11 protein-coding genes are annotated in these 11,676 nt (G+C 71.9%); 3 read left to right on the forward strand and 8 right to left on the reverse strand.

What is annotated here, in order from left to right; all coding sequences use genetic code 11:
- The first annotated feature begins 41 nt into the window (after positions 1-41).
- On the forward strand, positions 42-692 hold the full coding sequence (locus tag ACGFU6_RS09100) for a thymidine kinase (protein ID WP_393609226.1): 651 nt from the start codon (positions 42-44) through the stop codon (positions 690-692).
- Between the two features lie 86 nt (positions 693-778).
- On the opposite strand, the gene ACGFU6_RS09105 is transcribed toward ACGFU6_RS09100, so the two are convergent.
- Positions 779-1,552: an IclR family transcriptional regulator gene (locus ACGFU6_RS09105; protein WP_393609228.1), complete on the reverse strand. Its 774-nt coding sequence runs from the start codon at positions 1,550-1,552 to the stop codon at positions 779-781.
- Between the two features lie 79 nt (positions 1,553-1,631).
- On the opposite strand from ACGFU6_RS09105, the gene asnB reads away from it, so the two are divergent.
- Positions 1,632-3,176 carry an asparagine synthase (glutamine-hydrolyzing) gene (gene asnB, locus ACGFU6_RS09110; RefSeq protein ID WP_393609230.1) on the forward strand — a complete coding sequence of 515 codons (1,545 nt, stop codon included), beginning with the start codon at positions 1,632-1,634 and terminating at the stop codon, positions 3,174-3,176.
- A 64-nt stretch (positions 3,177-3,240) separates the two neighbouring features.
- Here the strand turns inward: asnB and ACGFU6_RS09115 are convergent, their stop codons facing one another.
- The gene (locus ACGFU6_RS09115; protein ID WP_393609231.1) at positions 3,241-4,200 is read right to left on the reverse strand and encodes a GlxA family transcriptional regulator; all 960 of its coding nucleotides are present in this window, start codon (positions 4,198-4,200) and stop codon (positions 3,241-3,243) included.
- Positions 4,201-4,308: 108 nt separating this feature from the next.
- On the opposite strand from ACGFU6_RS09115, the gene ACGFU6_RS09120 reads away from it, so the two are divergent.
- The gene (locus ACGFU6_RS09120; protein WP_393609734.1) at positions 4,309-5,256 is read left to right on the forward strand and encodes an NADP-dependent oxidoreductase; all 948 of its coding nucleotides are present in this window, start codon (positions 4,309-4,311) and stop codon (positions 5,254-5,256) included.
- Between the two features lies 1 nt (position 5,257).
- On the opposite strand, the gene ACGFU6_RS09125 is transcribed toward ACGFU6_RS09120, so the two are convergent.
- Genes ACGFU6_RS09125 through ACGFU6_RS09150 form a run of 6 tightly spaced genes read right to left on the reverse strand, consistent with a single transcriptional unit; the run spans position 5,258 to position 11,674 of the window.
- Positions 5,258-5,974, reverse strand: coding sequence for a DUF6390 family protein (locus tag ACGFU6_RS09125; protein WP_393609233.1), 717 nt, complete (start codon positions 5,972-5,974; stop codon positions 5,258-5,260).
- A 33-nt stretch (positions 5,975-6,007) separates the two neighbouring features.
- Positions 6,008-7,117, reverse strand: a complete 1,110-nt coding sequence (gene hypE, locus ACGFU6_RS09130) for a hydrogenase expression/formation protein HypE (protein WP_393609735.1) — start codon at positions 7,115-7,117, stop codon at positions 6,008-6,010.
- Between the two features lie 8 nt (positions 7,118-7,125).
- Positions 7,126-8,229 (reverse strand): hydrogenase formation protein HypD, encoded by a 1,104-nt coding sequence (gene hypD, locus ACGFU6_RS09135; RefSeq protein WP_393609235.1) that lies wholly within the window; start codon positions 8,227-8,229, stop codon positions 7,126-7,128.
- Positions 8,226-8,522: a HypC/HybG/HupF family hydrogenase formation chaperone gene (locus tag ACGFU6_RS09140; protein ID WP_123526981.1), complete on the reverse strand. Its 297-nt coding sequence runs from the start codon at positions 8,520-8,522 to the stop codon at positions 8,226-8,228. Before ACGFU6_RS09140 ends, hypD begins: the two co-directional genes overlap by 4 nt.
- Before the next feature lie 48 nt (positions 8,523-8,570).
- A complete protein-coding gene (hypF, locus tag ACGFU6_RS09145) occupies positions 8,571-11,126 on the reverse strand; it encodes a carbamoyltransferase HypF (protein WP_393609237.1) in 2,556 nt (851 codons plus the stop codon).
- A 2-nt stretch (positions 11,127-11,128) separates the two neighbouring features.
- On the reverse strand, positions 11,129-11,674 hold the full coding sequence (locus ACGFU6_RS09150; protein WP_393609238.1) for a hydrogenase maturation protease: 546 nt from the start codon (positions 11,672-11,674) through the stop codon (positions 11,129-11,131).
- Positions 11,675-11,676: the final 2 nt, after the last annotated feature.

Below are 11,676 nucleotides of genomic sequence, written 5' to 3' on the forward strand. Positions count from 1 at the left end.
TCCGACCCTCCCCGCCCGTCCCGAAAGGTGCTCGACCCCTCATGCCCGAGTTGGTCTTCTTCTCCGGAACCATGGACTGCGGGAAGAGCACACTCGCACTCCAGATCGGGCACAACCGGTCGGCGCGGGGCCTGGAGGGTGTGATCTTCACCCGGGACGACCGGGCGGGGGAGGGCAAGCTCTCCTCCCGGCTGGGCCTGGTGACGGACGCGGTCGAGGCGGACGAGGGGATGGACCTGTACGCGTACGTGGTGGCCCGTCTCTCCAAGGGCGCCAGGGTCGACTACGCGATCGTGGACGAGGCGCAGTTCCTGGCCCCGGACCAGATCGACCAGCTGGCCCGCGTCGTGGACGACCTGGAGATGGACGTCTTCGCGTTCGGGATCACCACGGACTTCCGTACGAAGCTGTTCCCCGGTTCGCAGCGGCTGATCGAGCTGGCGGACCGGGTCGAGCAGCTGCAGGTCGAGGCCCTGTGCTGGTGCGGAGCCCGTGCGACGCACAACGCCCGCACGATAGAGGGCGAGATGGTCGTCGAGGGCGCCCAGGTGGTGGTCGGTGACGTGAACCGCCCGGCGGGCGAGGTCGGTTACGAGGTCCTGTGCCGCCGTCACCACTCGCGCCGGGTGACCGCCGCGTCCGCCCGGGCGGGGGCGCTGTCGCCCGATGTACTGCCGGTTTCGTCCGCTTGATTCCGGTTGGGTCTGTCGCACGTCCACCAGCTCGGGCAGCGCCTCTGTTGGGCTCGTGACTCCTGACCGCCGATCGCGGTACCGCCTCAGGGGGTGGGCGGGTCAGTGCCGTCGAGGCGGGCCGACAGCCGGCGCGCGGCGCCGACAACCGCTTCCACCGTCTGCGGCAGCGCTTCCGGCGGCAGACGGAACACGGGGGCGGAGACGTTCAGTGCGGCGATCACGCCGCCCCGGTGGTCGTGCACGGGGACGGCGACCGCGATGAGTCCCGGTTCCATCTCCTCGACGGCCACCGCGTAGCCGCGTGCCCGCTCGGCACGCAGCCGTTCCAGTACGGCCGGCACCTCGCGGGGCGCCGCTCCCGTGCCCGGCAGCGGCACGTCGTCCCCGGTGGCCAGGAGCGCCGCAACCTCCTCGTCGGGCAGCCCGAACATCAGGGCGCGGCCGGCGGAGGTGCAGTTCAGGGGCGACATGCGTCCGATCCATTCATGTGCCTGAAGTGCGCGTGAGGTGCGCTCGGTGAGCACCGTGACCACACTGTGCCCCGACAGGACCGTCAGATAGGCGGGCTCGCCGACCCGGTGCACCAGCTCCCGCAGCACCGGCGGGGCCTCACGGTGCAGCCGGTCCTCGCCCGCGGAAGCGGCCAGCGCCAGCAGCTGACGGCCGATGCGGTAACGCAGGGTGTGTGGGTCCCGCTCGATGAACCCTTCCTGCGCCAGGACCTTCAGGGTCCGGGAGACCTGGGTCTTCTCCCGGCCCACGGCCCGGGCCACTTCCTGGACACCCATCGGCCCTTGCCCGAGAGTGCGCAGGACGTCGAGTGCGCGGTGCACGCTGCTGAGGTTCTCGCCGGCCATGCCGTCACCTTGCCAGCCGCGTGCGTATGCAGCAACTCGGGTTGTCGCATTCGCACGACCATCTCTATCGTCGGTGGACATGTGTGGAATAGCGGCAATTCACAGTCCTGACGGAGACATCGCCACCGAGTGCAGCGGTGCCGGAGCGGAGGGGATGCTCGACCGCCTGGCCCATCGCGGCCCCGACGACAAGGGTGTGCGTACCGTCGGCGGACACAGCTGGCTCGGCCACCGGCGCCTGTCCATCGTCGACCTGGACGGCGGACACCAGCCGCTCGGCGGTACCGGCGACAGTGACTGGTCGCTCGTGTGCAACGGGGAGATCTACAACCACCAGGCGCTTCGCCAGGAGCTGCCCGCCGAGACCTTCGGCTCCTCCTCCGACTCCGCCGCGGCCCTCGCGCTGCTGCGCACCGACGGGCCCGGGGGACTGCACCGGCTCCGCGGAATGTGGGCGCTGTGCGCGGCCGCACCCGACGGCCGGTTCGTCGCCGCCCGCGACTCCATCGGGATCAAGCCCCTCTACTGGGCGCGCACGGAGACCGCCGTGCACTTCGCCTCCGAACTTCGTGCCTTCGCTCCTGAGGTGCAGCGGCACGCCGAGATCTTTCCGCCCGGCTGCTGGTGGACTCCGGACGACGGGCTGCACCGCTTCGCCGACGGGGTCCCCGAGCGGACGCAGGCCCCGGACTGGGACGGCGTACCGCGCCAGGAAGTCGAGAGGGCCACCTACGAGTCCGTCGCGGACTCCGTCCGGCGCCATCTGATGGCTGACGTCGAGGTCGGGGTGTTCCTCTCCGGCGGTCTCGACTCCAGCGTGGTCGCCGCCGTCGCCGCCGAGGTGTACGCGCGGCAGGGGCGCCGGCTGAAGACCTTCGCTGTCGGAACACCGGACTCGCCGGACCTGTCGGCCGCACGCGAGGCCGCCGCGTTCCTCGGCACCGAGCACTACGAGGCGGTGCTCGAAGCCGACGCGCTGACGGCGGTGGTCGACCACGTGGTCGCGTGCGTGGAGTCCTTCGACGCCAGCCTCATCCGCAGCGCGGTTCCCAACTGGTTCCTGTCCGAACTCGCCTCGCGGCACGTGAAGGCGGTACTCACCGGCGAGGGCGCCGACGAACTGTTCGCCGGTTACGGCTACTACCACGAGCAGCACGCGGCCCCGGAAGACCTGGACGCCGAACTCCGCCGCACCGTCGAGTCGTTGCACGGACTCAATCTCCAGCGTTGCGACCGCGTCACCATGGCGCACGGTCTGGAGGCCCGGGTGCCGTTCCTGGACCGCGGGGTCATCGCGCACGCGATGTCGCTGCCCGCCGGCATGAAGATGCTGGAGGAGGACGGCATGGAGAAGGGCCACCTGCGCCGTGCCTTCACCGGTCGCCTGCCGGAGCACCTGCTGTGGCGGCGCAAGGAGCAGTTCGGTACGGGCAGCGGCGCGCAGGGAGTGCTCAGCCCGCTGGGGGACGACCGAATCACGGCGGACGAGTTCGCCGCAGCGCTCGCGCAGGACGGCGCACCGCAGCTGCGCAGCAAGGAGGAGCTCGGCTACTACCGCATCTTCCGCGAGGCTCTGCCGGGGGTCCGCCCCGACGCCGTCCTCACCCGCTTCGCGACAGCGTGAGCGCCGGCCCCTCCATACCGTTACGGGCCCCGGAGCGGTGACCCCGGCCCTGCGTGACGCGAGCTCAGTGGCTGTCCGCCGGTGCACCGCGGAAGGTGCGCCGGTAGGCGAGCGGCGATACACCGATGACCGCGTGCAGGTGCTGGCGCAGTGACGTACCCGTGCCGAAGCCGACGTGGGCGGCGACGTCGTCCACCGGAAGATCGGTTGATTCGAGCAGCTGGCGTGCCCGCGCGACTCTCTGCTGGATCAGCCACCGCCCCGGACTCATGCCCACCTCCTCACCGAAGCGGCGGGCGAAGGTGCGCAGGCTCATGCGTGCGTGGTCGGCGAGCCCGGCCAGGCTCAGCGGCTCGTGCAGGTGTTCCAGGGCCCACTGGCGGGTGGCGGCCGTTCCGTTCGCGGAGGCCTCGGGTACCGGCTGATCGATGTACTGGGCCTGCCCGCCGTCCCGCCACGGCGGGACCACGCAGGCGCGCGCGACGCGGTTGGCGATGTCGCTGCCGTGGTCCTTGCGCACGAGATGCAGGCAGACGTCGACGCCGGAGGCGGCACCCGCCGACGTCAGTACGTCCCCGTCGTCGACGAACAGCACGTTGGGATCGAGCGCGATGTGCGGGAACCAGGCGTGGAACGCGCGGGCGAGCGCCCAGTGCGTCGTGGCCGGCCGGCCGTCGAGCAGACCGGCGGCCGCGAGGACGAAGGCACCCGTGCAGATCGACACGATGCGCGTCCCCCTCGGCACGGACGCGAGGGCCGCTGCGACCGGTGCCGGTACCTCCCGGGTGATGAGCGACGTGTCGAAGGGCGGGATCACCACGGTGTCGGCCGTGGCCAGCGCCTCCGGGCCCCATTCGACGCCGACCGAGAAATCGGAGTTGGTGCGCACCGGACGCCCGTCGACGGTGCACGTCACGACCTCGTACAAGCCCTCCGCGGATCCGAAGACCCGGCTGGGAATGCCCAGCTCGAACGGGTAGACGCCGTCCAGGGCGAGAACGACGACGCGGTGCACATGCCCCATGGCAGAATCCTGTCGAAAGATGGCAATCATGCCATGGTAAGGGACGGCGGGCTCCGCGACGCTGGATGCATGAGCCAGACCACTTCGCACCACCCGGACTCCGCCACCATGCGCGCCATCAGCCAGGACACCCATGGAGGCCCGGAGGTCCTCCGGGAGATCCGGCTGCCGAGGCCCGTGCCCGGCCTGAGCGAGATCCTGGTCGCCGTCCGCGCGGCCGGCGTCAACCCGACCGACTGGAAGCACCGGTCCGACGGGCTCTTCCTGGACACCCTTCCCAAGGTCCTCGGCTGGGACGTCTCCGGGGTCGTCGAGGCCGTCGGTTACGGCGTCACGCTCTTCAAGCCGGGCGACGAAGTCTTCGGTATGCTCCCCTACCCGTACGGGGCCGGCTCGCACGCCGAGTACGTGGCCGCCCCCGCCCGGTCCTTCAGCCACAAGCCCGCATCCATCGACCACCTCCAGGCTGGAGCTCTGCCGCTCGCAGCCCTCACCGCGTACCAGGCGATCGTGGACACCGCGGACGTCCGCCCCGGACAGCGGGTCCTCATCCACGCAGCCGCCGGCGGCGTCGGCCACCTCGCGGTCCAGATCGCCAAGTTCCGTGGCGCGTACGTCATCGGCACCGCCAGCGCCCCGAAGCACGACTTCGTCCGTTCGCTCGGTGCCGACGAGGTGATCGACTACCGCTCGGTCGACTTCGCCGAGGCGGTCGCGGATGTCGACATGGTCCTCGATCCGCTCTCCGGCGACACCCGGGTCCGCTCCCTCGACGTCCTGCGTCCCGGCGGCGTCCTCGTCTCGCTCCTGCCGGGAACCGACCCGGGCGAGGCGGCGAAGGCGGCGGCCCGGGGCGTCCGCGTCGAGACCCTCCTGGTCGAGGCCGACCACGCGGGGATGAACGCCGTCGCCGCCCTCGTGGAGGCGGGCTCGCTGCGCGCCCGCATCGAGGCAACGTTCCCGCTCGCCGAGGCGGCCAAGGCCCACGCCCTCGGTGAGACGGACCGCACCACGGGCAAGATCGTCCTGGTGGTGGAGGGGCACGACGCCTCGTGACTCACACGGCGAGCAGGCCCAGCCCGCCACACGTGCGCGCCTCGAAGGACTCGACGCGCCGGGCCTGTTCGTCGGTGAGCACGTCGCACACCCAGTCCCAGTGCAGCGCCACCCGGTCACCGGGGCGGACGCCGTCGATCAGCGTCCGCCCGCCGGCCGCGAGGCGCACCGTCTCCTCCCGCCAGTCGCCGGCGGCGGTCCCGGTCCCGTCCCAGACCAGCGGGCGGGACCGGACGGTCGCCACCTCGCCGCCGCCCGTGAGCACCACGCCCGTCCGGATGCGGCAGCGGTCCAGGACGGACAGCGCGGTCGGGTTCCCGTCCGGCCGGAGCATCCGCGCCCACGGGTACACCTCGAACACCTGGAAGCTGTGGTGGGCCAGCGCCCGCCCCGCCGCCTCCCGCCAGGTGCCGCCCAGCTGACCGCGGAACCGGTCGGTCAGCCGCTCGACCAGGGCGGCCGGATCGGCACGGTCCAGCAGCTCGTTGCCGATCCAGTAGGCCTCGACCACCCGCACATCGAGCGGGTCCGGGATTCCGGCCGCCTCCGCGAGGAACTGGAGATAGCACCAGGCCCCCTCGAACTGCCGGGCCCGCCGCTCGATGCCCGCGGTCTCCTCCCGGCGCAGGAGCGCCGCCGCGTCGGCCGGGCCGCAGTAGCCGAGCTCGTTGGGCGGGTAGGCGTATCGCGCGAACAGCAGCGCGCCCTCAGCACTCACCCGGCGGATCCTCGGTAGTCGTTCGCCACGGTCTCAGCAGATCCTCGGCAGCTGCTCACCGATCGGCAGCCCGATCACCCGGCTCCCGCCCAGGCCCGTCCGCGCCACCACCATCCCCGCGTGGTCCGGCACGCAACCACCGATCGAGCACGCGGACCGGCCCAGCGGATGGGCCCGCATCGCCGCCAGCACCCGGTCCGCGTCCTCGGCGGGAACGATGGCGATCAGCTTGCCCTCGTTGGCCACCTGGAGCGGGTCGAGCCCGAGCAGGCTGCACGCGTCCCGCACCTCGGGCGGCACCGGCAGCAGCCGTTCCACCAGCTCGATGCCCACCTCCGAGGCGCGGGCGATCTCGTTCAGCGAGGCGGAGACGCCCCCACGGGTGGGGTCCCGCAGCACATGGACATCGGCACCCGTGGCGAGCATGGCGGCGACCAGCCCGTGCAGCGCGGCCGTGTCGCTCTCGACCGCCGTGCCGAACTCCAGGCCCTCGCGGCAGCTCATCACGGCCACACCGTGCACCCCGATGTCGCCGCTGACGAGCACGGCGTCGCCGGGACGGGCCCGGCGCGCGTTGATGTCGACGCCGGCCGGCACCACACCGATGCCCGAGGTGTTGAGGTAGACACCGTCACCGCTGGCCCGCTCCACGACCTTGGTGTCCCCGGTGACCAGGCGCACGCCGGCGTCCTCGGCGGCCCGGCCCACGGCCTGCGCGATCCGGCCGAGGACGCTCAGTTCGGTGCCCTCCGCCAGGATGAAGGCGGTCGACAGGAACAGCGGCGTCGCACCGGACATCGCCAGGTCGTTCACCGTCCCGTTCACCGCCAGGTCACCGATCGACCCGCCGGGGAAGAACATCGGCTTCACCACGAACGAGTCCGTCGAGAAGGCGATCCGGGTACCGGCGCCGACCGACAGGACGGCCGAGTCACCGAGTTCGGCGGCGGCCGCGGCCCCGTACGCGGGCAGGAACAGGTGCTCGATCAGCTCACCCGACATCGCGCCGCCGCCGCCGTGGCCCATCACCACGGTCGGGACGTCCCGCAGCGGTACGGGGCACGACCACCCCTCGAAGTCCAGCCCGGCCTGTCCCGGCAGCGCGCCCGGAACCCCGCTCGCCACGTCCGTCAGGTCCTGCATCGCGTCAGTCACTTCGCATCGACCAGTTCCAGGCGGCGGTGGGTGTAGTAAGCGGCGCAGGCGCCCTCGGACGACACCATGGTCGCGCCGAGCGGATTGCGCGGCGTGCACTCCTTGCCGAATGCCTCGCACAGGTGCGGCTTGATCAGACCCTGGAGGACCTCACCCGAGCGGCAGAGCGACGACTCGGCGGTGTGGATGTCCGTCACGTCGAACCGCTGCTCCGCGTCGAACTCGCGGTACTTCTCGGCGAGCCGCCAGCCGCTGCGGGGGATCGCCCCGATGCCGCGCCAGGTCCGGTCCGTCACCTCGAAGACGTCCGCGAGCATCTTCATGGCGGGCGCGTTGCCCTCGTCGCGTACGGCCCTGGGGTAGGCGTTCTCCACCTCGTGGCGGCCCGATTCGAGCTGGAGGACGGTCCGGCGGACTCCTTCGAGGATGTCCAGGGGTTCGAAGCCGGTGACCACGATCGGCACCTTGTACTTCTGCGCCAGCGGCGGGTATTCGGCCGTCCCCATCACACTGCACACATGGCCGGCGGCGAGGAACGCCTGCACCCGGCAGGCCGGGGACTCCATGATCGCGGCGATCGCGGGCGGCACCAGGACGTGGGACACCAGCAGCGAGAAGTTCCGCACGCCGAGCTGCTTGGCCTGGTACACCGTCAGCGCGTTGGCGGGGGCGGTGGTCTCGAACCCGATCCCGAAGAAGACGACCTCGCGGTCCGGGTTCTCGCGGGCCAGCTTCAGCGCGTCCAGAGGTGAGTACACGACGCGAACGTCGCCGCCGGCGCTCTTGACGGAGAACAGGTCCTGGCTGCTGCCGGGCACCCGAAGCATGTCACCGAACGAGCAGAAGATGACGCCGGGGCGGGCGGCGATCGCCAGCGCGCGGTCGATCATCTCCAGCGGGGTGACACAGACGGGACATCCCGGACCGTGGATCATCTCCACGCCCTCGGGCAGGAGCTGATCGATGCCGTGCCTGATGATCGAGTGGGTCTGACCGCCGCAGACCTCCATCATCGCCCACTTGCGCGTGGTGGCCGCGTGGATCTGGTCGACCAGCTTCTTCGCGAGGTCGGGGTCGCTGAACTCTTCGAGGTACTTCACCGGCCGGCTCCTTCGGGTGACGTGCTCTGCTGTGCGGCGAGTTCGAAGCCGTCCCCGAACTCCTCGGCGAGGATGCCGAGCCGTTCGAAGTTGGCCAGGGTGTCCAGGGCGGAGGCCTCGTCGAGGCGCTGGATGGCGAAGCCGACGTGCACGATGACGTACTCACCGACGGTCACATCGGGGATGTACTGGAGGCAGACCTCCTTGCGCACCCCGCCGAAGTCGACCTCGGCCATCACGGTGCCGTCGACTTCTGCGGTACTGAGGACACGCCCCGGAACAGCCAGACACATGGTTCCTCTTCTCTGTGGGTCCCTCGGGGTACGGGAGGTGCGAGGCGGTCAGCCCGCCGCGGCGATCATGAGCTGGCCGAGCGCGATCCCGCCGTCGTTCGGCGGCAGCAGCCTCGGCCTCAGGACGGTGAAACCCCGCTCGGCCAGGCCGCGCTGCGCCGCTTCGAGCAGTACCGCGTTCTGGAAGACACCGCCGCCCAGAGCCACGGTGCCGAGACCGGTGTGCGTACGGCAGTGGTCCGCGAGCTCGGTGATCAGCGCGGCGACGGACGCGTGGAAGCGTGCGGCGACCAGCCCGGCGGGGACGCCCGCCCGTACGTCCGACACCACGGCCCGCACGACCGGGCCCGGGTCCGCGACCGAGGGCTCCTCGCCCGCGCCGGGCCGGATCCCGAAGCGGTAGGCGTCCTCGGGGGCCGCCGGGACACCGTGGGCGCCGCGGGCCGCGCCCTCCAGCTCCATGGCGGCCTCCGCCTCGTACGCCACCTCGTGCCGGAGGCCGGCCAGGGACGCGACGGCGTCGAAGAGCCGGCCCATGCTCGACGTGGGTACGCAGCCGAATCCGGTGGCGAACTGATGTGCCAGCACCTCGCGTTCGGCGGGCTGGCACGCGGCGACCGGGGGCAGGTCCCCGTCCCAGGGGATGCCGGCCGCGTGCAGGTGGGCGAGGGCCATCCGGTACGGGCGCAGCACACTCGCGTCGCCCCCGGCCAGCGGTACGTAACCCAGGTGCGCGGCCCTGCGGAAGGACGCGTAGCCCGCCACCAGGACCTCGCCGCCCCAGGCCGCCCCGTCGTCGCCGTGCCCGGTGCCGTCGAAGGCGATGCCGATCACGCGCTCGTCCTTGCCAAGCCCGTGCTCGGCCATCACGGAGGCGATGTGCGCGTGGTGGTGCTGGACCGTGCGGACCGGCCGCCCGGCCGCGTGCGCGCGGGCCCAGCCGGCCGAGTGGTAGCCGGGGTGCCGGTCGGCCACCAGCTGGGCGGGCGCCACCCCGGTGAGGTCTTCCAGGTGCTTCTCGGTCCTGGTCAGCGCGTTGACCGTGGACAGGTCGTCCATGTCGCCGATGTGCTGGCTGAGCCAGGCGTAGCGGCCCTCGCCCAGGGCGCAGGTGTTCTTGAGGTCGGCGCCCACGGCGAGCGTCGGCTCCACCTCGAAGGGCAGCGCGATCGGCAGCGGCGCGTATCCGCGAGAGCGGCGGACCGGCAGCTCGGCGCCGGCCACCCAGCGGCTGACCGAGTCGTCGCACGGCACGTGGATGCGCCGGTCGTGCCGCAGCCAGCCGTCCACCAGCGGGGCCAGCTCGGTCAGTGCGGCCTCGTCGTCCGTGACGATCGGCTCGCCCGACAGGTTGGCCGACGTCATCACCAGCGCGTCCGGCCCCGGCCGGTCGTCGCCGATGCCGAAGAGCAGCACGTGCAGGGGGGTGTACGGAAGCAGCAGCCCGAGGTCGGGGCTCCCGGGCGCCACGGCGGCCGACACACCGGACCCTGCCCCGTCCCCGGAGAGCCGGGGCAGCAGAACGATGGGCCGACGGCCACCGGTCAGGAGTTCCTCGTCCTGGGCCGTCACGGTCACCAGCTCCCGTGCCACGTCGAGCCCGGCCACCATGACCGCGAACGGCTTGCCGCCGCGCCGCTTGCGCCGGCGCAGCTCGGCCACGGCCGCGTCGTCGCGGGCGTCGCACACCAGGTGGTAGCCGCCGAGCCCCTTGACCGCGAGGATCCCGCCATCGGCGAGCAGCTCCCGGGCGCGGCGCAGCGCCTCCTCGTCGCGGCAGCGGGACACCCCTTCGCCGCCGACCAGTTCGAGCCGGGGCCCGCAGTCGGGGCACGCGATCGGCTGGGCGTGGAAACGCCGGTCGCCCGGGTCCTCGTACTCCGCCCGGCAGGCCCCGCACATCTCGAAGTCCGCCATCGTGGTGGCGGCCCGGTCGTACGGGAGGCCGGTGACGATCGTGAAGCGTGGGCCGCAGTGCGTACAGGTGATGAACGGGTGGCGGTGGCGCCGGTTCGCCGGGTCGGCCAGCTCGTCCAGACACTCCCGGCAGGTCGCGGTGTCCGGCGAGACGAGCGTCCTGGCCCGGCCGCCACCGCCGGACTCCTCGATGGTGAAGCCCGTACCGCCGCGGGTCGGCCGCTCGCTGGTGCGCACATCCACGACGACCGCGAGCGGCGGGGCGTCGGTACGGAGCCGGCGGCCGAACTCCTCCACCGCGTCGGCGTCCCCCTCGACCTCGGCGAGCACCCCGTCGCCGGTGTTCGTCACCGTGCCCGTGAGCAGCAGCTCGGACGCGGTGACGTAGACGAAGGGCCTGAAGCCCACGCCCTGCACGACCCCGCACACCTCGAACCTGCGCCGGACGCGCTCGGCCCGGCCCCGGCCCATCATCTCCAGACCCGACAGCGCCTCGCGTGCCTTCGCCCGGTCGATCAGCTCGACGGCGAAGCCCATGTGCAGAAGCACCCAGTCGTCGCGACCGGGTGCCTCGTCGAGCATGCCGATGTTGACGCGGCGCCTGGCGCCCTCCACATCGACCAGAGCCAGCTGGCCCGCATACCCGTCCACGATCTCCACGACGCGACCAGGAATGCCCAGGCACATGATCAGGATCTCCGGGGTTCGGCGCCTTTCACGGACGCGGTGGGTACGGGCGGCCGGTCCGGCACGAGCTGTCGGACCAGGGTGTGCACTGTCTGGACGGCCTCGGGCAGCGCGTTCTCGACGGCTTCGCTGAGCCCGATGCCCTCCTCGACTCCGGCGGGTGTGCAGCCGACGAGGTAAGTGAGCGGAAGAGTACCGCCCAATTGATCCAGGTTTGCAAGGACAGCGACCGGATTCATCCCATGAGCGTCGAATTCACCCGTACCGAGGTCCTCCGCGCCGATGCGCAGCACGGTCAGCTCCCCGGGCGCGCCGCCACCCGGGTAGGCGTCGACCAGCACCAGCGCGTCGTACCCGTCCAGCAGGTCGTACGCGAGGTGCATGCCGCGGATGCCGTAGTCCACCACCCGCGCCTGCGGCGGCAGTCCGCCGTCCCGGGCCAGCCGGCGGACCGCCTCCGGGCCGAACCCGTCGTCGCCGAGGAACAGATTGCCGATGCCGGCCACCAGTACCCGCGTGGCCGTGCCCGGTTCGCTTGTCGTCGTCATCG

Origin of the sequence: Streptomyces sp. NPDC048462, from assembly GCF_043200175.1 — a bacterium.
Lineage (GTDB): Bacteria > Actinomycetota > Actinomycetes > Streptomycetales > Streptomycetaceae > Streptomyces.